Source organism: Falsiruegeria sp. JB4-1, assembly GCF_055693495.1.
Genome location: NZ_JBVFTZ010000001.1, coordinates 2,237,227 through 2,262,236, shown reverse-complemented (window position 1 = coordinate 2,262,236; position 25,010 = coordinate 2,237,227). Strand labels below are relative to the sequence as shown.

General features: G+C 55.4%; 26 protein-coding genes and 1 pseudogene. 9 read left to right on the top strand and 18 right to left on the bottom strand.

What is annotated here, in order from left to right; translation table 11 throughout:
• Positions 1 to 5 precede the first annotated feature (5 nt).
• From ACZ1HE_RS11550 to ACZ1HE_RS11540, 3 genes are read left to right on the top strand one after another with little or no spacing between them, the layout of a single operon-like run.
• Positions 6 to 833, top strand: coding sequence for a VOC family protein (locus tag ACZ1HE_RS11550; RefSeq protein WP_472620926.1), 828 nt, complete (start codon positions 6 to 8; stop codon positions 831 to 833).
• Between the two features lie 14 nt (positions 834 to 847).
• Complete coding sequence (locus ACZ1HE_RS11545; RefSeq protein ID WP_472620924.1) at positions 848 to 1,336, top strand: cation efflux transmembrane domain-containing protein; 489 nt, start codon at positions 848 to 850, stop codon at positions 1,334 to 1,336.
• Entirely contained in the window at positions 1,276 to 1,839 is a 564-nt protein-coding gene (locus ACZ1HE_RS11540) for a hypothetical protein (RefSeq protein ID WP_472620922.1), read from the top strand. The genes ACZ1HE_RS11545 and ACZ1HE_RS11540 overlap by 61 nt, the downstream gene beginning before the upstream one ends.
• On the opposite strand, the gene ACZ1HE_RS11535 is transcribed toward ACZ1HE_RS11540, so the two are convergent.
• From ACZ1HE_RS11535 to ACZ1HE_RS11495, 9 genes are all read right to left on the bottom strand, one after another.
• Positions 1,836 to 4,259: a GcvT family protein gene (locus tag ACZ1HE_RS11535; protein ID WP_472620920.1), complete on the bottom strand. Its 2,424-nt coding sequence runs from the start codon at positions 4,257 to 4,259 to the stop codon at positions 1,836 to 1,838. The two genes, ACZ1HE_RS11540 and ACZ1HE_RS11535, sit on opposite strands and share 4 nt — an antisense overlap.
• A gap of 118 nt (positions 4,260 to 4,377) precedes the next feature.
• Positions 4,378 to 5,994, bottom strand: coding sequence for an AMP-binding protein (locus ACZ1HE_RS11530; protein WP_472620918.1), 1,617 nt, complete (start codon positions 5,992 to 5,994; stop codon positions 4,378 to 4,380).
• A 124-nt stretch (positions 5,995 to 6,118) separates the two neighbouring features.
• Positions 6,119 to 7,180, bottom strand: a complete 1,062-nt coding sequence (locus tag ACZ1HE_RS11525) for a methyltetrahydrofolate cobalamin methyltransferase (protein WP_472620916.1) — start codon at positions 7,178 to 7,180, stop codon at positions 6,119 to 6,121.
• Positions 7,181 to 7,189: 9 nt separating this feature from the next.
• Positions 7,190 to 8,119 (bottom strand): methylenetetrahydrofolate reductase, encoded by a 930-nt coding sequence (locus ACZ1HE_RS11520; RefSeq protein WP_472624451.1) that lies wholly within the window; start codon positions 8,117 to 8,119, stop codon positions 7,190 to 7,192.
• Between the two features lie 26 nt (positions 8,120 to 8,145).
• Positions 8,146 to 8,442, bottom strand: coding sequence for a virulence factor (locus ACZ1HE_RS11515; RefSeq protein ID WP_108787670.1), 297 nt, complete (start codon positions 8,440 to 8,442; stop codon positions 8,146 to 8,148).
• 302 nt (positions 8,443 to 8,744) lie between these two features.
• Positions 8,745 to 10,223, bottom strand: coding sequence for an MAC/perforin domain-containing protein (locus ACZ1HE_RS11510; protein WP_472620914.1), 1,479 nt, complete (start codon positions 10,221 to 10,223; stop codon positions 8,745 to 8,747).
• Positions 10,224 to 10,457: 234 nt separating this feature from the next.
• Positions 10,458 to 10,865 (bottom strand): alkaline phosphatase PhoX, encoded by a 408-nt coding sequence (locus ACZ1HE_RS11505; RefSeq protein WP_472620912.1) that lies wholly within the window; start codon positions 10,863 to 10,865, stop codon positions 10,458 to 10,460.
• Entirely contained in the window at positions 10,762 to 12,129 is a 1,368-nt protein-coding gene (locus ACZ1HE_RS11500; RefSeq protein ID WP_472620910.1) for a PhoX family protein, read from the bottom strand. The genes ACZ1HE_RS11505 and ACZ1HE_RS11500 overlap by 104 nt, the downstream gene beginning before the upstream one ends.
• Positions 12,051 to 12,341, bottom strand: coding sequence for a twin-arginine translocation signal domain-containing protein (locus tag ACZ1HE_RS11495; RefSeq protein WP_472620908.1), 291 nt, complete (start codon positions 12,339 to 12,341; stop codon positions 12,051 to 12,053). Before ACZ1HE_RS11495 ends, ACZ1HE_RS11500 begins: the two co-directional genes overlap by 79 nt.
• Positions 12,342 to 12,527: 186 nt before the next feature.
• Here ACZ1HE_RS11495 and ACZ1HE_RS11490 point away from each other — a divergent pair, with 186 nt between their 5' ends.
• The 3 genes from ACZ1HE_RS11490 to ACZ1HE_RS11480 all read left to right on the top strand — a co-directional run bounded on the left by ACZ1HE_RS11490 (position 12,528) and on the right by ACZ1HE_RS11480 (position 15,039).
• Positions 12,528 to 13,640 carry a Ppx/GppA phosphatase family protein gene (locus ACZ1HE_RS11490; RefSeq protein WP_472620906.1) on the top strand — a complete coding sequence of 371 codons (1,113 nt, stop codon included), beginning with the start codon at positions 12,528 to 12,530 and terminating at the stop codon, positions 13,638 to 13,640.
• A gap of 71 nt (positions 13,641 to 13,711) precedes the next feature.
• Positions 13,712 to 14,236: a DUF3833 domain-containing protein gene (locus tag ACZ1HE_RS11485; RefSeq protein ID WP_472620904.1), complete on the top strand. Its 525-nt coding sequence runs from the start codon at positions 13,712 to 13,714 to the stop codon at positions 14,234 to 14,236.
• An 86-nt stretch (positions 14,237 to 14,322) separates the two neighbouring features.
• Positions 14,323 to 15,039, top strand: coding sequence for an RlmE family RNA methyltransferase (locus tag ACZ1HE_RS11480; RefSeq protein ID WP_472620902.1), 717 nt, complete (start codon positions 14,323 to 14,325; stop codon positions 15,037 to 15,039).
• Positions 15,040 to 15,042: 3 nt separating this feature from the next.
• Here ACZ1HE_RS11480 and ACZ1HE_RS11475 read toward each other — a convergent pair whose 3' ends face one another.
• The 8 genes and pseudogenes from ACZ1HE_RS11475 to ACZ1HE_RS11440 all read right to left on the bottom strand — a co-directional run bounded on the left by ACZ1HE_RS11475 (position 15,043) and on the right by ACZ1HE_RS11440 (position 21,752).
• The gene (locus tag ACZ1HE_RS11475) at positions 15,043 to 15,246 is read right to left on the bottom strand and encodes a hypothetical protein (protein WP_472620900.1); all 204 of its coding nucleotides are present in this window, start codon (positions 15,244 to 15,246) and stop codon (positions 15,043 to 15,045) included.
• A gap of 91 nt (positions 15,247 to 15,337) precedes the next feature.
• On the bottom strand, positions 15,338 to 15,589 hold the full coding sequence (locus ACZ1HE_RS11470) for a tetratricopeptide repeat protein (protein ID WP_472620898.1): 252 nt from the start codon (positions 15,587 to 15,589) through the stop codon (positions 15,338 to 15,340).
• Complete coding sequence (locus ACZ1HE_RS11465; RefSeq protein ID WP_472620896.1) at positions 15,576 to 17,252, bottom strand: cytochrome c3 family protein; 1,677 nt, start codon at positions 17,250 to 17,252, stop codon at positions 15,576 to 15,578. The genes ACZ1HE_RS11470 and ACZ1HE_RS11465 overlap by 14 nt, the downstream gene beginning before the upstream one ends.
• A 47-nt stretch (positions 17,253 to 17,299) precedes the next feature.
• The gene (locus tag ACZ1HE_RS11460; RefSeq protein WP_472620894.1) at positions 17,300 to 17,515 is read right to left on the bottom strand and encodes a YhjD/YihY/BrkB family envelope integrity protein; all 216 of its coding nucleotides are present in this window, start codon (positions 17,513 to 17,515) and stop codon (positions 17,300 to 17,302) included.
• 133 nt (positions 17,516 to 17,648) lie between these two features.
• Positions 17,649 to 18,053 (bottom strand): annotated as a pseudogene (locus ACZ1HE_RS11455) (YihY/virulence factor BrkB family protein); the annotation flags it as partial.
• A gap of 279 nt (positions 18,054 to 18,332) precedes the next feature.
• Positions 18,333 to 19,130, bottom strand: coding sequence for a thioesterase family protein (locus ACZ1HE_RS11450; protein ID WP_472620892.1), 798 nt, complete (start codon positions 19,128 to 19,130; stop codon positions 18,333 to 18,335).
• A 71-nt stretch (positions 19,131 to 19,201) separates the two neighbouring features.
• Entirely contained in the window at positions 19,202 to 20,692 is a 1,491-nt protein-coding gene (locus ACZ1HE_RS11445) for a right-handed parallel beta-helix repeat-containing protein (protein ID WP_472620890.1), read from the bottom strand.
• Positions 20,693 to 20,780: 88 nt separating this feature from the next.
• Positions 20,781 to 21,752 carry a DUF808 domain-containing protein gene (locus ACZ1HE_RS11440; protein WP_472620888.1) on the bottom strand — a complete coding sequence of 324 codons (972 nt, stop codon included), beginning with the start codon at positions 21,750 to 21,752 and terminating at the stop codon, positions 20,781 to 20,783.
• 182 nt (positions 21,753 to 21,934) lie between these two features.
• Between ACZ1HE_RS11440 and gap (ACZ1HE_RS11435) the strand changes: the two genes are divergently transcribed.
• The 3 genes from gap (ACZ1HE_RS11435) to ACZ1HE_RS11425 all read left to right on the top strand — a co-directional run bounded on the left by gap (ACZ1HE_RS11435) (position 21,935) and on the right by ACZ1HE_RS11425 (position 24,311).
• Positions 21,935 to 22,936, top strand: a complete 1,002-nt coding sequence (gene gap, locus ACZ1HE_RS11435) for a type I glyceraldehyde-3-phosphate dehydrogenase (protein WP_472620886.1) — start codon at positions 21,935 to 21,937, stop codon at positions 22,934 to 22,936.
• 150 nt (positions 22,937 to 23,086) lie between these two features.
• Positions 23,087 to 24,094 (top strand): type I glyceraldehyde-3-phosphate dehydrogenase, encoded by a 1,008-nt coding sequence (gap, locus tag ACZ1HE_RS11430; protein ID WP_472620884.1) that lies wholly within the window; start codon positions 23,087 to 23,089, stop codon positions 24,092 to 24,094.
• 73 nt (positions 24,095 to 24,167) lie between these two features.
• Entirely contained in the window at positions 24,168 to 24,311 is a 144-nt protein-coding gene (locus tag ACZ1HE_RS11425) for a hypothetical protein (RefSeq protein ID WP_472620882.1), read from the top strand.
• A 165-nt stretch (positions 24,312 to 24,476) separates the two neighbouring features.
• On the opposite strand, the gene coaD is transcribed toward ACZ1HE_RS11425, so the two are convergent.
• Positions 24,477 to 24,968, bottom strand: coding sequence for a pantetheine-phosphate adenylyltransferase (coaD, locus tag ACZ1HE_RS11420; RefSeq protein ID WP_472620880.1), 492 nt, complete (start codon positions 24,966 to 24,968; stop codon positions 24,477 to 24,479).
• Positions 24,969 to 25,010 lie beyond the last annotated feature (42 nt).

The following is a 25,010-nucleotide window of genomic DNA, read 5'->3' as shown; positions in this document are numbered from 1 at the left end:
CTTCTATGAAATTTCAACTTGCCAGACACGTGGGTCGCGTAGTTGCAGCTTTCGCCCTGTGTTTCCTGATCGCGTGCACTCCAACGATGCGAACGCAAAAAACTCCAGGCAGCTTTGCCTGGTTCGATCTAGTCACTGATAGTCCTGAAGCCGCAAAGAACTTTTATTCGGAAATGTTTGACTGGCGTTTTGCGGACGGTCGTTCGGACAATCTGGAAGTTATTACCAGCCAGCAGTCTTTGATTGGCGGCCTGATCTCTATCGCTGGCGATGATCCCGACCAGCCTGAGACACGGTGGCAACCGGTACTGAGCGTCGAGAGCACCGAGATCGCCAGTCAGCAAGCCATTAGCGCTGGAGGGCGGCAACTCGGTCAGACATATGTTGGGCAAACCGGCGCTCTGGCTGCATTTCGTGATCCGGATGGGGCTCACATTACTCTGTACGACGGCACCGAAGGGATACCACTCGGGCAAGAGCCTCAAATTAGTTCGTGGGTTTGGACCGATCTTTTGACATCACAAACCAGCGCCACCGTAGGTTTTTATAGAAAGATTGTCGGCTTTGATACGCGTGTGGAAAGCCGTCCGGGCGCACCCAATTTCAAGGTCTTTACTTCTGAGGGCAAAGATCGCGGTGGATTGATCCAAGTCTCGTCAAAGCAAATCACGTCGACTTGGATCCCTTATGTACTGGTGCCAGATCTGGATGCCGCGATCGCCAAGGCGCGTGGTCTTGGGGCGCGGGTTGCGGCACAACAAGCGAATTTGGCGATACTGATTGACCCGGCAGGCGCGGCAATCGGCCTCGCTCAACACGGCTCTGACAATTAGAACGAGGTGGTTCCGTGACTAAAACATCGCCGTTTTCTACCGAAAAAATGAAGCGCATCGAAGGCCGCTCTCTGATCGTTGGCATGTGGGGCAACCTGTTCATGGGCATAGCAGGTGTTGCTGCCGCCATCTTATCGAATTCGAATGCTATTTTGGTGGATGGTCTGTTTTCACTGATCGGATTCACTGCCGCCATTCTCGGTCGAAAAGTCAGTCAAAAAGCAGACTCAGGTCCGGATCGCATTCGACCTGCCGGATATGCTGCAGACGAGGCCATCTTTACAACTTTTCGATCCATGTCGCTGTTGGGGCTGGTTCTTTTTGCCATCGCCAGCGCGATTATGAACATCGTCAGCTACGCTTCGGGCGGTGTCCCGACGCCTCTCGTGTTTGGGCCGCTAATTATCTACTTCGTCGTGATTGGCATCACCTGCTTCCTGCTTTGGGCGATGCACCGTTGGGCCTGGTCACGGACCGGAAAAAGAGCGATATCCTACGGCTAGAGGCAACAGCGGCAGCGTTTGACGGGATCATCACCGGGGCCGCCGGAGTTGGAATGGTCGGCATCGTTCTGCTTCAGGATACAGTGCTGTCCTTTATCACACCGATCGGCGATTCCATTATCGTGCTGATCCTGTGTTCAACAGTTGTCACACGGTATTTCTCGGACTTCATGAAAGGGTTGGGTGAACTTGCCGGTGTCACCGCTTCGCCGGAACACATCGCCACCGTTCGCCGTACCGTACGCCCTGCCCTTACCGAAACCAATGGAGTCCTGACGGACCTGTCAGTGATGAAGTTGGGCCGAACCTTTGTTGTGACGGTCTACTACAATCCGGGCAAGACGGTCACGGCGCGCGAGGTCGATGCTCTGACGTTGCGGTTGGAGTACGATCTGGCACCCGTCCTGCCCTGTGATGTCCTTGTTCTGCCCAGTGAGCACGGTCGTCGTTGGCCCGACGACCTGAACCCAAAACTGAACCCTAAAGGACCTCCGGAAGATTAGGTTTTAACCCGGGCGTTTTGCGGATCGTAAAGACACGAGTTCTTTGAAACCTGTGCCGCAACCCGCAATCCGATGACGTCGACGCTCAGGTCGCCAACACCACTGGCGTATTCCGGCTCTACAAAGGCCATGGCGATGTTCCGGCCAACGCGATGTCCCCAGTCACCCGACGTGACGGTGCCCACCACCCGATCGCCCAACATCACCGAAGCACCTGCGTGAGCTGGTGCAACCTGGCTATCCAAAAGCAAGGTTACACGTTGCCGATTAGGACCGTTTGCCTTTCGTGCGATCAGGGCCTCACGACCAATGAAATCGTTCTTGTCGAGTTTCACAAAACGTTCCAACCCGGTCTCAAACGGATCAAACTCGGTCTGAAGCTCGGCTTTCCAGTGCAGATAACCTTTTTCCAATCGCATGGATTCAACCGCCCGACTGCCGAAGAGAGTCATGTCATGCGCCCTGCCCGCCCGACGGAGCGCCAGATAGGCACCGTAAAGTTGATTATTGGGCACGTGAATCTCATAGGCCAATTCGCCCGAGAAACTGACCGCCATAACGACGGCGGGCGCGATACCGATGAATGCCTCACGCACCGAAAGCCACGGAAAGGACTCGGCCGACCAATCCCCGCGCGAGGCCGCGGACAGCACATCGCGGGCTTTGGGACCGGCGAGAACCAGAATTGTATGCTCATTGGTCAGTGAGCGGATCTGAACGTCTTCTCCGCCGCGCACATGCGCCTCCAACCAATCCATATCGTGCCATTCCGAGGCAGCAGCTGAACCGTACCAGACACGCCCGTCAGGCAAGTTCGCAATAGTGGCTTCGGATTTGACCATGCCGTGGTGGTTGAGCAAATAGGTCAGCCCTACACGCCCCGCTTTGCGCGGTACGCGGCCACAGATCATTCGATCCAGAAATGTATGAACATCCGCGCCCGTCAGCTCGAACCGGTTGAATCCATTGACCTCGGTCAGACCCACGCCGGATTGCACGGCAGCGACTTCTTTGGCGACAACATCAAAGGTTTCGTTGAAGCGGAAACTGTGTGTCTCGGTGAATTCCGGATCGGGCTTGATGTAGTCCACCCGCTCCCATCCGTTCACGACTCCAAATTCGGCCCCCTCTGCTGCCAACACGGGCGTCAGCGGTGTTGTCTTGATCGGGCGTCCGGCTGGGCGGTGTTCGTGTGGGAAATGGAACCGGAACTCGTTCTGGTAGTCCTCGATTGCCTTAAGAGCCGTAAGCTCCACATTGCCATGCGCAGTAAACCGTCGCGGGTCGAGGCACCAGGTGTCATAACACGCCTCACCATGCACGATCTGTTGCGCCAACAGCCATCCATGACCGCCGCCCTCGCCCAAACCGGCACGCAAGCCAATGATACAAAACGCATTTCTCTTGCCCGGAATTGGCCCAACCAGTGGCGCGCCATCGATCGTATAAGTAATTGGACCGTTGACGATCGTGTGAATGCCCACCTCCGCCAACGCTGGCATCCGCGCGATGGCTCCCTCGAGCACATCGGTCACCCGGTCCAGATCGTCGGGACAGAGTGCGTTGACGAAATTCGGATCGATCCCGTCCATACCCCAGGTTTTGCAATCCTGCTCGTAAAACCCCACCAGCAGGCCGTTTTTTTCCTGCCGCGAGTAGTAGTCGCTGATCGGGCAACGGATCAGCGGCATGCGGTGACCTGCGTCCTTGATCGCGGGTATCTCTTCGGTCAGGAAGTACTGATGCTCCATCGAGGCGACGGGGTGGTGCACACCCATCATAGCGCCCACCTCATTTACCCTGTATCCGCACGCATTAACGACAATCTCTGCATGCACGTCACCCTTTGGTGTGGACACGATCCAGCTGTCATCTTTGAGCTGCTTCAGCGCCGTAACAGGCGTGTTGCGATGAACCTCTGCACCCGCTTTGCGTGCCCGCCGTGCTAGCGCCTGACACAGTTGCGCCGGGTCAATATCCCCATCGAGCGGGTCCCAAAGCCCGCCCACCAAATTGTCGGTGGCCAGCAAGGGATGGCGGCGAGCGCACTCTTCGGCATCAATCAATTCGAAATGCACATCCATGCCCCGCGCCATCGAGGCGAAGTGGCGATAGCCGTCCATTTGCGCGTTAGTGTTGGCCAGGCGAATGCCACCATCGCCATGGTGGTAGTTGATCGGATACTCAGGATCGTCCGCCAACTCTTTGTAAAGGTTTATGGAATGAGTTTTCAGGCCGACCATTGTCTGGTTCATCCCAAAGTTGGTGACCTGTGCTGCCGAATGCCAAGTGGTGCCGGACGTCAGCTCGTCCCGCTCCAGCAGCATGACGTCCGTCCAGCCCTCTTTCGTAAGGTGGTAGATCGTTGAACACCCGGCGATACCGCCACCGATGACAACCACTTTGGCCGTTTTGCGCATGTCCTGCCTCCGTTTTCCTGCGCAGAGAAAACGCCTGGAAGTAGGGCAACGTCAACGGTAGCAACGTTGGCTTTGAGAACAATACAGATATATTTAGTTTTGATAAATCTCGCACCAGTCAAATTGCACGAAGTTCTCCACTTAAATAACTGTCACGTAAGTTGAATTTCTGTATCTTCCCTGATCCGGTAAGCGGAAACGAATTTACTTTACTCCAAACTACGGGCGTTTTGATTGCGGCCATTTCCGCACGACAATGGGTCTTGAGTGTATCTGGATCCACGTCAAACCCCTCGGTCGGGCGGATGAATGCAGCCACCACCTCTCCCCATTTATCATCCGGCAAACCAACCACCGCAACCTCGGCCACCGACGGGTGAGTCAGCAGCACATTCTCGATCTCGGCGGGAAACAGGTTTTCACCGCCGCGAATGATCATCTCTTTGACCCGCCCTGTCACAGCCACATATCCACGCGCATCCATCGTTCCCAGATCGCCAGTGTGCAGCCACCCTTGGGCGTCAATTGTGGCAGCTGTCGCTTCGGGATTGTCGTTGTATTTCAACATCGTGCAGTAGCCACGCACACAAATTTCACCGATCTCACCGACCGCGACGACATCATTGCTATCCGTTGACCGGATCGAAACCTCTGTCTGCGGCATCGGTTGCCCGACGGTTGTTGAAATGTCCTCCATAGCCTCACCCACGTGGTGCTGCGTGACCAGCGGAGAACACTCGGTCTGGCCGTAGACGGTTTGAAAGGTACAACCGAGAGCAGTCGTGATCTTTTCGACCAAATCAGGCGCGACCATGGATCCACCCGACATAAATGTATCGAGCGCGCTCAAGTCAAAAGATCGGTGTTCCAAAACCTCGAGCAACGCAACAACCATTGTCGGAACTCCGCCCGTAGCCGCGATCCTTTCCCTTTCGAACAATTCGAGCACCGGTTCTGGGGCAAACATCTTGATCAGAAACAAAGGTGATTTCGATTGCAGCGCCCCAAGCACGGCCATGCCGCAGCCAGCGGTGTGAAACAAAGGCATCATGGTGGCCCAAAGCGCGCCGGGTGTTGCCCCCGTGCGTTTGGCGTAGAACCGCGCGTTGTTGGTGATCCCGCGATGGCCTAGGACGGCCCCTTTCGGAAACCCGGTTGTACCTGAGGTATACTGTATCTGCGCCGCGTCATCTGCAGCAACTGCCGGTAATTGTGGCGAATTCTGGCCTTGCGCCAAAAGCGCATCCCAGTCTTCGATATCAACCACATCCCGCAAATTTGGCAAACCCTGTACGGCTTTTTCAGCTATCTCAGCCATCGGGTTACCCCTAAACGAGGTGGTTCGAAACAGAGCAACCGAACGTGATTGTTTGAGAACATAGGCCAGTTCCTGCGCTTGATAGGCAGGATTTGCAGTAACAAGGGTCAAACCTGCCAACGCGCAGGCGTATTCCAGTAAAACCCATTCAGGGATGTTCGGCGCCCAGACACAAATACGTTCGCCAGGCCGGTAGCGCGTGGACAGGGCCAAAGCAATCCTTTCGGCATCGCGAGCCAGATCCCCATAAGTCCAGCGCCGCCCGTTTTGTCCAGCCTCGTCTACTTCGACCAAGGCCAGTTGTTCAGGGGCCTCTTGTGCCACCTCTCGCAACAGCCCGCCAACGGTGGACTCAATAATGACCTCATCATCTTGTATCGGAAATTCGGATCGTGTCAGTTCAACGTCATACATCATCCAGTCTCCCCCTCATATCCGGGAACTATAGACCGAGTTGTCAAAGATCCTGAAATTTTCTCGGAGAACAAAAAAGGCCGGGCGCCATTGGCCCGGCCTTTCCGATGAATTCTGGTTCCGCAGATTAAGCGCGGCGACGGCGACCGTCGGCGCGGCCACCCCGGCCACGGCCTTCTTCACCAGCTTTGGCAGGCGGCTTGTTGAACTTGATCCACTCGCCACCGTGCGGGTCGTTGTTGGTCAGGAAGTTGGCGGCACGGATGGCCTCCATTTCCTTGCCTGCACGCGGCTTGGTCGAGCCCGGGCCAAACATCTGGCAGAATGCCTCGTCATCCATGTCCGCAGGCAGAACGATGCCCGATGCTTCGACCTCGGCGCGCTTTTCAGCGATCTTCTTGGGACCGATGGGCAGAGCAACAGGGTTCATGATCGCCGAGGTCATGCCTGCCCCCATCGCCATCGGCAAGAAGGCGTTGTTGATGCCGTGACGGTTGGGCAGACCAAACGAGATGTTGGATGCGCCGCACGTGGTGTTCACGCCCAGTTCTTCGCGCAGACGACGGACCAGGGCAAACACCTGCAAGCCAGCAGTCCCCATCGCGCCCACAGGCATCACCAGCGGGTCAACCACGATGTCATGAGCCGGGATGCCAAAATCGGCAGCACGTTCCACGATCTTCTTGGCCACGGCAAAGCGCACATCGGGGTCCTCGGAAATACCGGTATCGTCGTTCGAGATGGCCACAACCGGCACGTTGTATTTCTTGACCAGAGGCAGGATCTCTTCCAGGCGCTCTTCTTCACCGGTGACCGAGTTCAGCAGCGGGCGGCCTTCGCAGACCTCAAGACCTGCTTCAAGAGCGCCGGGAACCGAACTATCGATGCAGAGCGGCACGTCGACCAGGCCCTGAACCAGCTCGACGATCTTTTTCATCAGCGGCGGCTCGGTCTCGTTCGGGTTGGGGTTCGAGTTGTAGACCACGCCCGCGTTGATATCGAGAACGGTCGCACCCGCCAGAACCTGAGCAACGGCATCCTTCTCAACGGTCGAAAAGTCGCCCGCTTCCAATTCAGCTGCCAGCTTTTTGCGGCCGGTGGGGTTGATGCGTTCGCCAATCACGCAGAACGGCTGATCAAAGCCGATCACTGCCGTTTTGGTTTTGCTCTCTACGATGGTCTGCGTCATGTCGGCCTCTTATGCGGGGTTTACGGGGCGAGTGCTCTCGCCGCCATTGTTGATGGCCCAGGTGGCGTTGGTCTTGATGCCACCGAGTGGGAAGAAGTGGACCTTATCGATCTGGAAGTCCGGGTTTGCCGCCTTGTGCACCGCCAGATCGGTAATGATCTCGTTTGGCTCGTGCGGCAGCAGCAGTTTGGTCACGTCCTTGGCACGTTTCTGCAGAACCTTGAGCGACGGGCCAACGCCACAGGCGATGGCGAACTTGATCATGGTCTGCAATTTCGCCGGACCGGCGATGCCGATGTGCACCGGCAGGTTCATGCCGCGCTCGGCCAGTTCGTTGACCCAGTCGATGACGGGCTGTGCTTCAAAGCAGAACTGCGTCGCCAGAGCCATCTGCGCGTCGGTGCGCTTGGAGAATTCCAGTTTCCAGTCCAGCGCCGCATAGGTGTTGGCACGGCCGCCCTTGGGGTCGATGTCCAGGTTCGGCTCGGGGTGGCCCGCGACGTGCAGGTTGTTGAAGCCCGCCTGATCGAACAGGCCAGTTTCCAACAGCTGCATCGAGTCGCTGAAATCGCCGTGCGGCTCGGCCACGCCACCGGCCAGGATTAGACCTTGCTTGACGTCCGCTTCGCCTTGATAGCGCGAAATCCAATCGGCCAGCGTCGCCTTGTCCTTGATGATACGTGCCGGGAAATGGGGCATCGCGTCATAGCCTTCGTCTTTCAGACGCTTGGCGGTAGCCACCATATCCTCGATCGGCGTGCCTTCGATGTGGGCGATATAGACGCGGGTGTCTTCGGGCAGCAGCGCGCGAAAGTCTTCGACCTTGGCGGCAGTGCGCGGCATCACCTCGATCGAGTAACCTTTGAGGAACGCCTCGACGGTGGGGTTCACCGGCCCGTTTTCGACCGTGTCACGTTTCTTGAAATTCAGCAAAGCCATCACGGCCTCCCATACTGATGTGGGGCTCATGCCCATCCGTCTTTGGCAATCAGGGCCTTGATGCGCTCCTGATCGTATTCTGTCTCCAAACGCAGGGCCTCTGCCTCGGCCACCTCGGCGGGATCGCCGTCGACGGCATAGGGGGCAGCCTTGCGCCATTCGGCCAGATAGGCATCGCTGTCCTTGGCGTTCACCTTCATCGCGGCACGGTCGATGGCTTGTTCGAACCGTTCCTCAAGTTGACGCTTTGCCCCACGGCGGCCTTTGCCGACGATGACTTGGGCTGGGATGTCGCGCCAGTAAACGATGGTGACGTCGGGCATTGATGTGATTCCTCCTGACCTGATGAACAGGTTCTAAACGGCAATATGGGTTTCGGTCGGCCTGATTTCGACACTGGCAGACTTTGAAGCGACCTTTCGGCGCGTGTCAGATGAATAGTGGATACTCCGAAGCTTTGCTTGCCCCAAATATTCAGAACAAACATGAGCCACATGCATATATAAACAATTCTCTTTGCTTGAGCACAAAGAGCTCCGTCGAAACCAAACACAAGGCTGGAAAATACAGACGCTAAGCAGCAACGCTCGCCGCGCTGATTACCACGAAGATGCTCTCAAACAGACTACTTTTTTACGACTGCGAAAAAGACACTGTCTTCGACCTTGCTCCATGCACCGTCTACCTTGCTGTGATAGTGCAAGCCGCAAAAGTTTCCGTTGATGTTGCGTTTGTAACTGTTAATCGGCGTCCATTTGTCCATTGTGGCTTTGAGAGGTTGAGTTGGTGCGTAGAAAGTGCAGACCTCTTTCCACCCTTTCTTGATGCCTCCGGAAAAGATTTGGTGCACGTCCACATCAACCTTTTTCTTGATGAGCTTGCCTTCCTGCATTTGTTTTGTTTTCCGACCGACCGTGAACTTTTGGCACCCCGGGCGTGGCACCTTGTAAACATGCAAACCATGATACTTGATCGTCCAGTTACCCCCTGGCTTGTCGCCCTTTGCAATCGAGTAGCACCAGCGCTTCAGCTTGGGGTTGGTCTTTGAGTCAAAAAAGGCATAAAGTTCCTTCAGATCCGGGTCAAAATACTCATAAGTCGTTTGCCGCTCTATCGCGTACTCTAGGAATGCCTCGCGGATTACCGTTTTACGCTCTTCGGTGATGGCCAAATCCCAAACAGGCGCGCACCCCGCCTGGTTGTTGACCGTTTCAAAGTCAATCAGTTCGGGCTGTTCCTGGACAGAGTCCGTCCATCGGCGGAATGATTTCGGGTCGGCGAAGTCAATTGTTCCGTTTCCACCTTGGGCATACATTTCGACCTCTGCGTTGCCACTCAGTTTCTTATGACTCGCCGCTTCTTCAACACTGCCTGATCCCTTGGCATAGCTGTACGACGCATTTGCACTTGCGGAAAACTCCTCATCATCCATGCTAGCCGCCATCGTTCGAATGGCGGTGTAATTGCAGATCCCCCCGATCACAGCATTCTTGAGATAATAGCCACCAAACCGGGTGAAAAACTCGGATTTCAAGCGTTCGGCGTCATGTGTGTCAAGCATTTCGCGCACTTCAGGTTTGAGGAGATCCCGAAGCGGTCTTTGCGGCATAAGACGCAAACTGTACTTTGGGAAATAGCCAAAAATGTTCACAAAATAGGTCGCTGCAGAGGATGCGGAACGACTCTTTGACATCGCAGAAACTTGGCCCGAAAAACCCACATATTCACCCTGAACGCTCACCTCGCCCATGATCGAGTTCTGCACTTCGGTCAGATTGTTTCCCTCCCACTTGTGGTAATCCGAGCGCCCCCCGACCAGCGGGTAGACATCCAAAAGACCCCAAGTATTTTTCCCATAGAGACGCTGACACAACGCATAGGCGTTAGCCAATTCCGCATACTCAGAGGGCGTATCGTCGGCATCTGGATAAATTCGTTCTTCAATGGTGAAGAGCTTTTCAAGAAGACAATCTCGAGTGGCGAAAGGGGCTCCAATTACATCCAGACCACGGCCCACATCGTTGATGCCGGGAAGTGGAAGCCCTTCGGGGCCAGACTTTGCAGTAAGGTTGAGACCGCCAGGGCGTACAGGAATAGATTTCATATTCAAAAAAGCCTTTGATTGACAAATTCCCGCTACGATAAGCCGAATCCTAGCATTCACTCAATGCCAGTGGGTTTCCAGGGTCCATGAATGGCAACAGCGCTCCAGCTTCACTTAGTAATGTACGCAGAATAGGCTTGCGGCACGGGGCAGACCGTTTCAAAAATAAAACCCCGCGCAATCACACGCGCGAGGTCCATAATTGTCACATGATCATCTATCGAATGGATTGTGCTACCCAATAAGGCCGCCATCTTCGCGGGTCACAGCGATGATGGCCGAACGCGGCACCGAAGTGCCACCATCTGGCCAATGGCTGCCGCCCTTGTCGCCAGGGTGCTGAATACCGACAAACATGGTGCGCCGATCGCCAGACCAGCACAGCCCTGTGACCTCGGCCCCGACTGGGCCAACCAAAAAGCGGCGGATTTCACCGGTTACGGGATCACCCGCCAGCATCTGGTTGTTCCCCTGCCCCTCATAGCTGCCCTCGTTCGAGGTTTTGCCGTCGGTCTGGATCCACAACAACCCAGTGCTGTCAAAAGCCAGACCGTCGGGCGAGTTGAACATGTTGCCCGCGTTGATGTTGTCGGAACCGGCACGGTCGTCCTGATGTACAGTCGGATTGCTTAGCCAGCACATAAAGATCCCAGTCGAACCCATCGGCTGTGTGATCACCACCCGCAGGTCGCCAGCGCACGATCTGGCCGTATTTGTTCGCCTCACGTGGGTTGGGGCCACCAACAGGTGTTTCATCCCCACCCGCATTGGTCTTGATGCCACGGTTCTTGTTGTTGGTCAGCGCGCAATAAACCTCGTCCGAGTTTGGATTGGCGGTAACCCACTCGGGACGATCCATGGTTGTCGCCCCCATTTTCGAGGCAGCGATCCTTGTGTGAATACAAATTTCTGCCTGCGTCATGCCCGTGTTGTCCGGCGTCAAGGCCAACCAGCTGCCTTTGCCTGACGGGTCGAACTTGGCCGCGTAGAGCGTACCGTTTTCCATCAGATCATCGGTATCGACACCAGCAGCATATTTTCCGTTCGAGACATATCGGTACAAGAACTCACCACGTTCATCATCGCCCAAATAAATGACCAGTCGCCCGTCGTAATTGACGACACATTCGGCATTCTCATGCTTGAAGCGGCCCAAGGCAGTGCGTTTTTTCGGGATCGAGTTCGGATCTCGCGGATCAATCTCGACAACATAACCTGCACGGTTCGGCTCATTTGGGGTTTTGGCGACGTCAAAACGCGCGTCAATCGTGGCCCAGCCATAGCCCCAGTCATTGGCTGAAACACCGTAGCGAGCAAGTTCCGCCGACACTTCGTGATGTTCATCGGCGGCTGAAAAGTAACCGTTAAAGTTCTCTTCACATGCCAGATAGGTGCCCCAGGGGGTCTTGCCCGAACCGCAGTTGTTCCATGTGCCAAAGGTCTTGGTGCCTGTGGGGTCAGCGGCGGTTTTCAACAGGTCATGACCTGCGGCGGGCCCGGTCAATGCCATTTCAGTTTGTGGAGTGATACGGCGGTTGAACGGGCTATCAATCACGATACCCCAGCCGGAACCGTCATGTGCGATCTCGACCACCGACACACCATGGGCCAGCATGCCCTTTTCAACGTCATCGGCGTTTGCGAATTTGCCACTTTCGCGGTTACCCCAAATGATCTTGCGGTTGGTGTACTCGTTATTGATCGCCATCAGAGTGCGACCTTCGTGAAGGAAAACCTCCATCCCATCGGTGTTGTCACCAAAGGTGCGGGCCTGCGTTTCTGCAGTGCCGCGCGTGTACTGATCAAAGGCAACGCTGTCAGACCACATCACATCGGCCCAACGCATGACAACCTCGGACCTGTACCCCTTTGGAACGACAATTCCATCTTCGGTCGACGTGGCCACGGCCTCAAAGGCAAAACGGTTGCTTGACGCCTTGGCACCGGCGGGCAAAACAGCCCCCCTAGGGCGGCAAAACCGCCCATGGCCAGCACACCGCCCAGAAAGCCGCGACGGCTCAGCGCCTCTTCGATCACATCATCAAAGTCGCACCCTTCGGGGCGGGGAGTTACGGCTTCGTCAAAGTCGTCAAACGACAGATCGTGATTATTTTTCATAGCGTGCTCCGAATTGGCTTGCTGAGTTACATCCACGAATCCCTACACGGGAAATCTTGGCGCTGTGCTCGCATTGATATGTGAAGCGGATGTGACAGTTGGGATCAACTTGATGGTGAATTCTCTTGCGCGTGAGCAAAGCGCCGCCTAGGGTCAAATCAACTCGAAATCGGAGGGCGTGAAGTCATGGCGCCCAAGCGTCCCAAAGGTGCGGGCGCGTTCCCGAAAGCGGTCGAAACCCCCGCGCCTCAACGGCCGGATCCGGATGAGCTTTATGCAGCGCTGGATCTGGGAACAAATAGTTGTCGTATGCTGATTGCCCAACCCAAGGGCAGTGGCTTTCATGTGGTCGACAGCTTTTCAAAGTCGGTGCAATTGGGCGCCGGACTGGAACGAACGGGTCGACTGTCCCGCTCGTCGATGGCGCGCACCGTTCAGGCGCTGCGCATCTGTCAGCAAAAACTGAAGCGCAACAAGGTCAAGCGCATGCGCCTGGTCGCGACCGAAGCCTGCCGTCGTGCCAAGAATTCTCGCGACTTTATCCGGCAGGTAAAACGCGAAACCGGCCTGACCTTGGAAATCATCCTCCCCGAGGAAGAAGCCCGTCTGGCTGTTATCTCTTGTGCACCGCTGGTTTCAACCAAAACCGAACAGTTGTTGGTTGTGGACATCGGCGGTGGTTCGACCGAGCTGGTGTGGATTGATCTGTCGTCGGTACCCCGTCGGGATCGCCCCGTTTCGATCACCCGCCTGCACGCAGGGTTCCATTCCGCAGACAGCCCATTTCAGGCCGCAAAAGTAGTGGATTGGATCAGTGTGCCGCTGGGCGTTGCCACTTTGCGTGATCAGTTTAACGACGTCGAAGATGACGCCGCCCGCTTCGCATTGATGAGTTGGTTCTTTGAAGAGAACCTGGCCGATTTCGCCCCTTACAAAAACGAACAAGTCCGCGAAGGGTTCCAGATCGTCGGTACCAGTGGCACTGTGACAACCGTTGCCGCCTCGCATCTGGGTCTGAAACGTTATGACCGGACCAAGGTCGACGGTTTGCGCATGACCTCGGATCAGATTGATAAGGTGATCCGAGGATACCTGGAACTTGGCCCCATTGGGCGCCGCCGCGATCCGCGCATTGGCGAGGATCGGCAGGCGCTGATCATGTCCGGCTCGGCCATCCTGCAGGCGCTGTTACGCTGTTGGCCCACCGACCGGTTGTCGGTTGCGGACCGGGGACTGCGCGAAGGGCTGCTTTACGCTCAGATGAGTGGCGACGGTGTGCTCGAAGACGGGCCCTTCTGAACCGATCTAAAGGGCCCCTTCATCCAACTTGGGCGCTGCTTCGTATCATAAGAAACATCACGAGGTTTCTTATGCGCGCTGCACTCTTGTTTGCCTTTCTCTTTCTTGCGGCCTGTTCCGGGCGTCCCAGCCTGGATCAGGACAAGCTTTCGGATCTTGAATTTAACCTCGAAGAGTTCTTTGTGGGCGAGACGGTGGCCTATGGCCAATTCAAGGACATACTGGGCCGCGTCTCGCGCCGGTTTGTTGTCGATATCGAGGGGACGTGGGATGGTGAAACGCTGACACTGGTCGAGGATTTCACCTATTCCGATAAAACCACCGAGCAACGTATCTGGACTCTCACCAAAACCGGCAAGGAAACTTGGTCCGGCACAGCGCCCGGTGTGATCGGCACGGCCAAAGGAACAGAATCCGGCGACACGTTCAACTGGGCCTATACTATCGATCTGCCGGTTGACGGCGAGACCGTACGAGTGAGTTTTGATGACTGGATGTGGCACTTGTCCGAGGATCGGGTCCTCAATATTGCCTACATGAAACGGTTTGGCATCACGGTGGGTGAGGTTACAATTGTGTTCGAAAAGAAACCCTGATGCGTCCGCTGGACGATTGCCCCTGCCCGTCTTGAAGCTGCGCATCGAACAGGGTACACGCTACGTTCTGAACGGAGGCGGCCCGCATGGCAAAAACACCTGATGGCAAGAACACCTCGGGGCGTGGACAGCGTGACCTGAAGGTCAAGGTGAAGTCCGCGCGCGGGCGCAAGCTCAGTTCGACCCGCTGGCTGCAGCGGCAGTTGAACGATCCTTATGTCAAACGCGCTCAGGCCGAAGGGTACCGTGGACGCGCGGCGTTCAAGATCCTGGAGCTGGACGAAAAGTTTCGCTTTCTGGTGCCTGGCGCGCGAGTGGTTGATCTTGGCTGTGCACCTGGCGGGTGGCTGCAAGTTGCGGTCAAGCGGGTGAATGCGCTGGGCGAACGTTCCGGCAAGCGGATCGGCACCGTTCTTGGTATCGACCTGCAAGAGGTTGAGCCGGTTGCGGGGGCCGATGTTCATCAGCTGGATTTCATGGACGATGGTGCCGACAACAAGGTCAAGGATTGGCTGGGTGGCAAGGCAGATGTGGTGATGTCGGACATGGCAGCAGCCTCAAGCGGGCACAAACAAACCGACCACCTTCGGATCATCTCATTGTGTGAAACCGCAGCCTATTTTGCATTTGACGTTCTGGAAGAAGGCGGAACGTTCGTGGCTAAGGTGCTGGCGGGTGGAGCCGAGGGCGACTTGCAGAAATTGCTCAAGCAAAAATTCACAAAGGTGTTCAACGTCAAACCACCGTCATCCCGGTCAGACAGTTCTGAGAAGTTTGTGGTGGCAACAGGGTTTCGTGGCTAAATTTTACCCCAGCCGTTGAACGCGAAAGGACGCAGCGGCCATGGATTGAAGGGCCAACCTGTCTCCGTGTGTGACTGGCTTACGCGCTCTCTGATCGACGCGTTTCGTGGCTCGTTGCGACAGCGATTGTTGACGCAACAATTCGAACAGACGCGCGTGGCGTCCGTCAGAGTATCCGGTTTTTGGCACATAGGCAGCGTTCGACATGGCATCCTCGGAGCAGCGACATGTCAAGACTGCCTATCCGTGGAATGCGTGGGCAATTTGGCAGCAAAAAGGCGATCTCAAGGATACTGCACTATCTGGAAAGCTCCTGTTTCAATTGTAGCAAAGCGGGATCACCCGGCACCCGCTCCAAGGCTTCAATCAAAGTTCGCCGTGCGGCCTGTGGTCCGCCATTGATGTGAGCGAGCCGAACCAGCATGGGCCAGGCTTCGGCACGTTGCGGGTCCATCTCGACCACTTCGCGGAAGGCCCTTTCTGCCGCTGGTGCGTTGCGCATGGTCAGGGCCAAACCGCCCAGAACCAGATGTGTCTCAGGGAAATCCAAGCGGGTTCGCAGCGATGCCTGCCAGTCCTGAACGCTCAGCTCCAACAAGGGCCTGTTGACTGCGTGTGACACTAGACGCGGGCAAGTTCAAAACCGCTTTTGCGGCTGCAATCCGAACCGAGCGAACCGGGTCCGAAAGAAGTGGCAACAACCGTTCAACCTGCTCTGCGGGAGGCGCCGCTTGTTGCAGGGTTGCAGCACTAGATCGGATCAACGGGTCATCAGAACCTAGCAAAACAGCAGTCTGCCCAGCCAGATCCGGTGTCACGCCCCCTTGCATCAAATAAAGGGCGGTTGCGCGCACTATACCTGCCTGCCCCTCATCCAATGCGATGCCCAACAGATCGCCCGAAGCCCGAACTGGATCAATCTGCGCCCGGGCAAAGGCGGACCCATAGTGAGGCTGCCTTTGGGCGCTGTCGGGGAACCACTCTGCTATGCGGGATGCCGCCCACGCCGGGTCCTTGTCGGCGTGGCAAGTCGTACAGGTGTCTGGGGCACCTGTTTCGGCACTTAGGTCAGGACGCGGAATTCGAAAGCTGTGATCGCTTCGCACGTCGACCTGCATATAGGTTTTTTCGGGCATGTGACAGTTGCGGCACTGCGCGCCTTCACTTCCTTCGGGATGATGATGGTGCTCGGGGCTATCATAATCAGCCAACGTCAGGCTTGGGAAATCGGGGTTTCCAGCAAGCGAGTGACATTGGGTACAGACAGCTGTTCCCTCGGCCAGCAGGGCGCCGCTGTGCGGATTGTGGCAATTCATACATGTCACGCCCTTTGCATACATCTTTGATTGCAGGAACGAACCAAAGACATAGACCTCGTCCAGGATTTGCCCGTCCGGGTAGTAAAGGCCAGGACGCAACAGACTGAGCGTATAGGCATTATGGTAAGGTGTGCCGGGCACCGGATTTCCATCTGCCAGCGCCTCGCGGCGAGAATGGCATCCGGCGCATTGTTGAACCGCGGCCTCTGCATTCGACCAGTCCATTGTAAACCCAAGCTCTGTCAATCCCGCGGCGGGTGCTTTGCCAGTCGTCCATTCAATGTGCGCTGAGGCCGGGCCATGGCACGCTTCACACCCAACCCCGATTTCAACCTGTTTCGAGCGATAGGTTCGCGTTTGTGGTCCATAGTTACGCTTGTAGCCCGTTGCATGACATTCCGCACAACGCGCATTCCAGTTCTTGTAAGGCCCGGTCCAGTGCAAGCCATCATCGGGTGGCAGGTCTTGATCCGGGTAAAGGTGAAACCATTCCTGCCGCTCTGTATCCCACGCCACATCAAAACTCTGCAGCCGTCCTTTGCCTGTTTCGAACAGATACTGCTGGAGCGGCTCAATCCCGGCAACGGAGTGAACTAGGTATTGAGTGGTTTTTCCATCCTTTTCCGTGACTTGCGCAAAATACCCTGTGTCGTCGGACGAAAAGGTAACTTCCATGCCGTCATGGTCAAATGAGGACTGATTGAAATCACCTTTGATCGACGTATTGTTGGGCGGCATCCATGCCTGTGCATGGTGGGACTGATCCCAATACAAGGCTTCTTCTTCATGGCATTCACGACATTGGTCCGAGCCAACATAAGTCGGGTCCTGCTGCGCAAAAAGTTCTGATCCACTTGCCAGAAGTAACAGGGCCAAGGCTGTGAGAATTTTCATAAAAAAGTGGCTTTCATTTGTTTTGCGGGTGTGTATCTCGGTATTTTTCACAACCGATCCTCTTTTCCACCGCCTGCACGCAGATCTATCAAGGCACCGTTGTACTCGGCACCAAAGATTAGAATAGCTGAATTAAGATACAAAAAGATAAGTGCTGCCATCGCACCGGCAAGACCAGCATAAGTCGCGCTGTAAACTGCAAATCGCCCGATGTAGTACGAAAATCCCCAACCGGCCGCGGCCCACAAGACAAGGGTCAACACGACGCCCGGCAAAATTTGAAACACGCCATGCCGACGGGCTAAGCAACAACATATGGCACGCAAGAACGCCCCCAGCCGGTATGGCAACAATAAATATCCAACTCAGACGCTCTTTCGATATCCATGCGGGCGTTTCACCCGGAATAGCCTCGGCGACGAGGTTGGCATAGATTGGAAACACAACTTCGACTGCGGCTGTAATGATCAAAATCGCCCCACCCGCAACGACTATCGTTATGCACAAAAGTCGAGCTTGCCAGAATGGGCGGCTGTCCACATCATGATACGCGCGCGTCATTGCTTCGCGGACGGCATCGACTCCATTGGATGCAAAGTAAATTGCCAATAAACCACCCACTGTCATGACCTGAGAATTGGCGCTGGCCAGAACCGCGTTGAGCTCGGTCTCAATTGGGTCAGCGACGACTTCGGGCCAGGTGCCAAAAATCAATTCGATCAGGTCTTCGGTAATCAAATCATGTGACAAAGTGCCTGCAAGGGCGACCACAAACAGAATGAATGGGAACAGTGCAAGCATCATGGACATGGCCACATGGCTGCTCATCACCCACCCTCCTTTGCCTGCAAAACGATAGATCGCTAAGCCGAATGCTCTGATCGGTTCTGACACAGCTGGATTCGCGAGTAGTCTCATGCCCTTAGACTACAGATTGCAAAGATAGGAACAAAGCCCAACCTTTTGACCAGTAGGTATTGTTCCTTGAAGGCGTGCAAGCCAGAATTTCCTGAAACTGCATTGGTTTCCAGCTGGTTTCACTTCTTGATGCTAACAGCAAACGCTGGTGTCAAATCAACGTCACACAAAGATAACAACCGATTGCATACCGTCTATCACCAACTGACCATGGGCATTCCACACCCGCATGACCTGCGAACTGTAACCGTCGTCGGCGACCGTCAGGTTGTTTTCCATCATCCACCACCCATCGGGGCTGGTCAGATCCTCGCTTAGAAAATTGCAGATCCAGTTCATCGACGAGTTTGGTCCCAGTGTTCGGGCTTTGGAAAAAACCGCGGGGGGCAGAACGTCCGCAATGCTCATTAACCCTTCGGGCGTGTTCCGCACCTCTTCATCACGATGCCGAACCCAAGCCCGTACATACCCCGTGTCCGCGCCGGTAAAGGGTCGGTGACCTTCGATCAGTTTGGCTTCAAAATTCTGAAAGAAGTTGATCGGAAGCGGGATATTGGGAGGCAAGAAATCCTCGGTTTGCTCTGGTTCCGGTGCATCCGGTGCTGACATAGCATGACTGACGTGGCTCTCTTGCGCCTGACCGAAGGAAAATGTGCCCTGTGCGCAAAGCTTCCCGTCACAGATCGCATCGGACTGAACGGTTACAACATTTCGACCTTGTCGGAGAACACGGGTCGAGATTGTCGGGGGACTAGCCACCGGGCCAGTGAAATTGATCAATACCGACCTCAAAGGAGGTAAGTCGGGAGCAGCTCTGCGCGCAGCGGCTAACAACAGCCCGGCAGTGAACCCACCAAAGGCAGTACGCCCCTGTTTCCAATTGTCAGTGACTTCGAACCTCAGACCCTCAGGGACTTCTTCAGCTTGGGTCAGTATTTTGCCAAGGGTCAGATCGCTCATCTTTCATGCTCCGGCTTATTTCTGCAGCGACCATATCGGGCAAGTACGACTGGACCAGCCGTAACCTCGCGTCAGACTTCTTTCAGCCCCAAAGACTTCACGGGGCTAGCGCCATAAGGCAGCCCTGTTCTGAATGAGAGTGCTTTGCCCGACCGGCGTTTGATCTTGAACGCCTTTGAAGTAAATTTGGCCGAGACCTTTGAACGCTTGAGCCGCCCATTCCAACCACCAAGGTGGCGCTCGGGTTTGAGCGTGAAGGTGCGAACTTTGAACACATCGCCACTTACATTGCTGCCAGTTACCCTGCCCCCTTCGGACACGTACTTGCGTGGAAAGCAGGGTTCATTTGTCACCATTTCGGACACCTCCATACCGTCTGTCCAAGTCATAAACTCGAACACCTGTTGCAGCGGTGCGGTTTCGTATGGGTGTTCCTTGGGATAAAGCCCCATCAGAGTGTAGCGATCGCGCCATTCCGATGCGCGCCCCTCGACCGCATAATTTGTGCGGGATTGGACTGAATTGAACACCGACCAAAGTCCCTTGCGTGGCGCGGGTTTCATGTTGTTTGTCAGGCGCGGAGGTGCCAAGAACTTGAATATTTTTCCGCCCGAGTTTTTCTGTTTTGGCTGCCCGCCTGGACGCTCGGTGTTCAAGAACCAGTTGCCGATGATGAGGTAATCGCGCAAAGCCACCCCATCCAGGGACATCGCGGCGTGGCAGTTAAAAAAGCGGTTGTTGAAGATCGCCCAGTCTTCGGCCCCCATTTCGGGCTCAACAGCGTTGTCACGTATAAACGAAAAGGCGTTGTCGTAGATACGTACTCCTTTGTTACGCGAGATCCTGGGTCCATCTTTGGCAAGTTTTATCCGCTCGGCTCGAATATCCATCCTGATCGCGTTGAACGCATGAGCGATCTTGCAATTCCGAATGGTGACATTCCCTTTGATGTCAAAAGATCCAAACAGTGCCCCATTGAAAAAACTGCTGTCGATATGGTTTGGCTTGGCCTTGACCCCCTTCCAGGTAACCTTTCCTTCCCACATCTCGAAATCAGGGTCTTGAATCCAGTCAACTCCATCCAGTGTTATCCCCTTGGTCGGGTGCCTGTCGGTTTGCCGAGCATAAAAGAAATACCGTGATCCGCGTCCGCTGCATTTGCGGATCTCGATGTTTCGGGCGGAACGCGCAAAGATCGCACAGGGCCAGCAATTTTCAAAATCCAGCCCTTCAAGCCTGATGTGTTCTGCGTGAAAAATCTTGATAAATGCGAAATCCCCGTCAGTGGGTTTCATTCCCCCTGCCCGACCCTGCTCTCGAGTTCGTCCTCCATCCATGCAAGCTTTACCCTTTTTGGGACCTCGAATGACAATTGGCTTGGACTTGGTTCCTGAAATTGAAATCACGACCGGCGATAGGTAATTTCCGGGAAGCAGTTCGATCACATCGCCGGGTTGCGCCTTGTTGATGACGGTTTGCAAATCAAGCGCCCAGACATTGTCCTCGCCTTTGGATGGTCTTTTTACCAGTCTCGTGGTGGGTGCAGCAAAATGACGTGCCATCTGAACAAAATCTCCTTGGGCTGAATACCAAGGAATTTGACAGGTTAAACCCTATGCAGAGCAAGACCTTTTTTGGCGGCGTCGGCCTTCAACTCCGCTTGAACATTGATTGCATCGCACCCGCCAACGGTGCCAAAACCCTGGTGGCGACAGGTATCAAGGCAAACCCAATTACCAGACCAAGGATGCCGTCCAACGTCGCTTTGGTGAACCATTCGACGAAACCGGTCCAACCCTCTGGGACCATATGACCCGCAGCATAGGCCCAATCATGGATGTGATGCCCCAGCCAGCCGTATCCCATCTCTTCGAGCCCGTGAACGATGATCGAGCCGCCGACCCAAAGCATCGCAGCGGTGCCCACGATGGTCAGCAACTTCATGAAACTCGGCATCGCGCGTACCAAGCCGCGACCAAGCGAGCGAGTCAGGGCGAAGTTGCCGTTTTGGGCCACGTAGAGCCCGACATCGTCCGCCTTAACGATCAGGGCGACCGCACCATAAACCGCAACCGTGATGCCAATTCCGACCAAGGCCAGGGTCGCTGCCTGCATCCAGATGTTGCTGGGTGGAATAGCCGCTAGGGCAATGGTCATGATCTCAGCCGACAGGATAAAATCCGTCTTGATTGCACCGGCCGCCTTTTGCTCTTCCAAGTGTGCGGGATCACCCGGTGCATCCTCTTTGAACACATGCGTGTCGTCATGTGGCGCCAACAGGTGATAGATTTTTTCCGCGCCCTCAAAACACAGATAGCCACCGCCCAGCATCAGCAGAGGCGCGATGGCCCAAGGCGCAAAACTGCTCAGGATCAGCGCGGCAGGAAGAAGAAACAACAGCTTGTTCTTGAACGAGCCCTTGGCGATTTTCCAGATCACCGGCAATTCCCGCGCGGCCGAGAACCCATGCAGGTACTTGGGTGTCACAGCTGCGTCATCGATCACGGCGCCCGCCGCCTTTGTTCCAGCCTTGAGTGCTTGGGCAGCGACGTCATCCACCGACGCGGCTGCAACCTTGGCGATCCCCGCCACATCATCCAACAACGCCAGAAGACCGCTCATTGAGACACCTTTCACCTTGATCTGTCGCAGCTGCACCCTAAACGATCACACGCCCGGTGCAAGCGTTAGCGCAACCGTGAACAGTTTGCGCTAACACGCTAAAAATGCGGCGCTTTTACCCTTTCTGCAAGCGTACAGGGCGTCTATACGGCGAGACAATTGCACATGTTCGGAGTCGCAAAATGACCATCAAGGTTGGCATCAACGGTTTTGGCCGCATCGGCCGCTGCACCCTGTCCCACATCGCTGCTTCGGGCCGCGATGATATCGAAGTGATCAAGGTCAACGCGACCGGCCCCCCGGAAACCGCTGCCCACCTGATCAAATACGACAGCGTGCATGGTCGCTTCCCGGGTGAGGTTTCCATCGGCGACGGCACCATGAATCTGGGCCGTGGTGATATGCAGATGTTTTCGACCTACGACATGAACGAATTGGACTGGGAAGACTGTGACGTTGTTCTGGAATGTACCGGCAAGTTCAACGACGGCACCAAGGCGAACGCCCACCTCGATCGTGGCGCCAAAAAAGTGCTGCTGTCAGCGCCGGGCAAAAACGTCGACAAGACCATTGTTTTCGGCGTCAACGACGGTGAGTTGACCACAAATGATAAGATGGTGTCGAACGGATCATGCACAACCAACTGCCCGGCCCCGCTGGCCAAGGTTCTGGACGAAGCCGTAGGCATCGAGCACGGGATCATGACCACCATCCACGCCTACACTGGTGATCAGCCAACTCTGGACCGCCGTCACAAGGACCTGTACCGCGCTCGCGCAGCGGCGATGTCGATGATCCCAACCTCGACCGGTGCCGCCAAGGCGCTTGGCGAAGTGCTGCCCAATCTCAAGGGCCGCCTTGATGGTTCTGCGATCCGGGTGCCTACACCAAACGTTTCAGCCGTGGACCTGACCTTCCGTGCGGCGCGTGACGTGACCGCGGAAGAGGTAAACGAGGCTGCCCGCGCCGCTGCGACAGGCGCCTTGAAAGGTGTTCTGGGCTATGAGCCCGCGCCGTTGGTATCGACCGACTTCAACCACTCGCCCGAAAGCTCGATCTTTGCACCTGATCAGACCCGCATCGTCGGTGACCGTCTGGTCCGCGTGCTGGCCTGGTATGACAACGAGTGGGGCTTCTCTGTGCGCATGGCCGACGTCGCCGTTGCCATGGGCAAGCTGGGATAAATCCTCCCCGTCCCTTTTTTAGTCTGCTTTTTGAACCCGCCCGGAATTCCTCCCGGCGGGTTTTTTACTAATTAGGGCCCGAAACCAAAACGGCTTGACTTCTCAACTAACACTGCAATGTTAGCGCTAACGATTCTTAGGGATGTCAAGATGACGATAACAGTTGCAATCAACGGATTTGGCCGCATCGGACGCTGTGCCTTGCGCGCCATCACGGAAACCAGACGTGATGATTTAGAAATCATCGCCATCAACGATTTGTTCCCAGCTTCAGTGAATGCACACCTCTTGCAATTTGACAGTGTCCACGGCCGTTTTGCTGGAGATCTCCAATACACAAATGACAAATTCGTCCTCAACAGACGCCCCATCCGTCTCAGCCAAGCCCGAAATCCAGAAGAACTGGACTGGAATGACGTTGATGTTGTGCTGGAATGCACCGGCATCTTCCGCAGCAAGGAACAAGCCGGCAGGCATCTACAGAACGGTTCGCGCAAAGTCCTAATTTCAGCTCCAGCCCAAGGTGATGCTCCCGTAAAAACCATCGTTTTCGGTGTGAATGACGAGCAATTATTGGTCGAGGATCAGATCATCTCGAACGCGTCATGCACAACCAATTGCTTGGCTCCGTTAGCGAAGGTCTTGGATACTTCATTCGGCATCGAACATGGTCAAATGACCACGATTCACGCCTACACAGGGGATCAGCCTACGCACGATCGCGGTCACAAGGATCTGTACCGCGCACGTGCTGCTGCGATGTCGATGATCCCAACCTCAACCGGTGCAGCCAAGGCGCTTGGCGAAGTGCTCCCCAACCTCAAAGGTCGTCTGGACGGTTCGGCGATCCGGGTACCGACGCCCAACGTTTCAGCTGTAGACCTGACGTTCCGCGCGGCGCGTGATGTGACCGCAGAAGAAGTGAACGAAGCCGTCCGCGCCGCTGCCGAGGGTACCATGAAGGGCGTGCTAGGATACGAGACCGCGCCGCTGGTCTCGACCGACTTCAACCACTCGCCTGAAAGTTCAATTTTCGCACCGGATCAAACCCGTGTCGTCGGTGACCGCCTGGTCCGTGTGCTGGCTTGGTACGACAACGAGTGGGGCTTCTCGATGCGCATGGCCGACGTGGCTGTTGCCATGGGCAAATTGAACTGATCTGAGCAACCTCTTGAAATTAAACGCCCGTCCAGGTTATCTGAGCGGGCGTTTTCTGTTATTCGGGGATGACATGACCAATCAGATTGCCATGTGGCTTGGGGTGTTCATCCTCGGGGCCCTGTTGCTCGATGTTTCCTTTTTCGGAACAGAACACATCTACTTCCTTGGCAAAAAGTTTTACGACTTTTTGGAGTGGCTGGCATTCTGGCGGTGAATGACGAAGACCTCAATGAACATGCCTAAGGTGTCTGAGCGAACACAAAAGTCCTGACACCTAGACTTTGGACTTCTGAGATTGTTGGAGGTCATCGGATCGGCTCACTGCATCAGCAGTTTGTGCCCTTCACTCCCAAAGCAACCAGATTTCAGGCCGATTCAATCAACGCAAACGCTCTATCAGCGCGCCATGAACCCGGGGTGTAACAAACTTCGATACGTCTCCACCCAGTCTGGCAATTTCCTTAACCAATTTGGATGCAATTGCCTGGTGTTTTGCTTCGGCCATCAGAAAAACGGTTTCAACTGAATCGTCGAGAGCCCGGTTCATACCAACCATTTGGAATTCATATTCAAAATCAGCAACCGCCCGCAAACCACGCACGATAATCTGTGCGCCGACATCATGGGCGCAATCAATCAGAAGATTCTCAAAAGGATGCGCAACAATTTCAGTACCGGTTTGTTCGGAAAGCTTGCTGCACTCCGCTTCGATCATGGCGACTCGTTCCTCCAACGAGAACAACGGGCCCTTATCCCGGTTGATCGCAACGCCGATGACCAGCTTGTCAACCAAGGCCGCAGCACGGCGAATGATGTCCACATGGCCAAGAGTAATCGGGTCAAAGGTTCCCGGATACAAACCGATGCGCATGACTGTCTCCAACTTTGGTCATCTTGCTGCGCACGCAAACAT

Coding starts and splice junctions, on each gene's coding strand:
- ACZ1HE_RS11550 (WP_472620926.1), top strand. CDS start 6: ATGAAATTTCAACTTGCCAGACACGTGGGTCGCGTAGTTGCAGCTTTC.
- ACZ1HE_RS11535 (WP_472620920.1), bottom strand. CDS start 4,259: ATGCGCAAAACGGCCAAAGTGGTTGTCATCGGTGGCGGTATCGCCGGG.
- ACZ1HE_RS11530 (WP_472620918.1), bottom strand. CDS start 5,994: ATGATGTATGACGTTGAACTGACACGATCCGAATTTCCGATACAAGAT.
- ACZ1HE_RS11525 (WP_472620916.1), bottom strand. CDS start 7,180: ATGACGCAGACCATCGTAGAGAGCAAAACCAAAACGGCAGTGATCGGC.
- ACZ1HE_RS11520 (WP_472624451.1), bottom strand. CDS start 8,119: ATGGCTTTGCTGAATTTCAAGAAACGTGACACGGTCGAAAACGGGCCG.
- ACZ1HE_RS11515 (WP_108787670.1), bottom strand. CDS start 8,442: ATGCCCGACGTCACCATCGTTTACTGGCGCGACATCCCAGCCCAAGTC.
- ACZ1HE_RS11510 (WP_472620914.1), bottom strand. CDS start 10,223: ATGAAATCTATTCCTGTACGCCCTGGCGGTCTCAACCTTACTGCAAAG.
- ACZ1HE_RS11505 (WP_472620912.1), bottom strand. CDS start 10,865: ATGTGCTGGCTAAGCAATCCGACTGTACATCAGGACGACCGTGCCGGT.
- ACZ1HE_RS11495 (WP_472620908.1), bottom strand. CDS start 12,341: ATGAAAAATAATCACGATCTGTCGTTTGACGACTTTGACGAAGCCGTA.
- ACZ1HE_RS11490 (WP_472620906.1), top strand. CDS start 12,528: ATGGCGCCCAAGCGTCCCAAAGGTGCGGGCGCGTTCCCGAAAGCGGTC.
- ACZ1HE_RS11485 (WP_472620904.1), top strand. CDS start 13,712: ATGCGCGCTGCACTCTTGTTTGCCTTTCTCTTTCTTGCGGCCTGTTCC.
- ACZ1HE_RS11480 (WP_472620902.1), top strand. CDS start 14,323: ATGGCAAAAACACCTGATGGCAAGAACACCTCGGGGCGTGGACAGCGT.
- ACZ1HE_RS11475 (WP_472620900.1), bottom strand. CDS start 15,246: ATGTCGAACGCTGCCTATGTGCCAAAAACCGGATACTCTGACGGACGC.
- ACZ1HE_RS11465 (WP_472620896.1), bottom strand. CDS start 17,252: ATGAAAATTCTCACAGCCTTGGCCCTGTTACTTCTGGCAAGTGGATCA.
- ACZ1HE_RS11450 (WP_472620892.1), bottom strand. CDS start 19,130: ATGAGCGATCTGACCCTTGGCAAAATACTGACCCAAGCTGAAGAAGTC.
- ACZ1HE_RS11445 (WP_472620890.1), bottom strand. CDS start 20,692: ATGGCACGTCATTTTGCTGCACCCACCACGAGACTGGTAAAAAGACCA.
- ACZ1HE_RS11440 (WP_472620888.1), bottom strand. CDS start 21,752: ATGAGCGGTCTTCTGGCGTTGTTGGATGATGTGGCGGGGATCGCCAAG.
- gap (WP_472620886.1), top strand. CDS start 21,935: ATGACCATCAAGGTTGGCATCAACGGTTTTGGCCGCATCGGCCGCTGC.
- gap (WP_472620884.1), top strand. CDS start 23,087: ATGACGATAACAGTTGCAATCAACGGATTTGGCCGCATCGGACGCTGT.
- ACZ1HE_RS11425 (WP_472620882.1), top strand. CDS start 24,168: ATGACCAATCAGATTGCCATGTGGCTTGGGGTGTTCATCCTCGGGGCC.
- coaD (WP_472620880.1), bottom strand. CDS start 24,968: ATGCGCATCGGTTTGTATCCGGGAACCTTTGACCCGATTACTCTTGGC.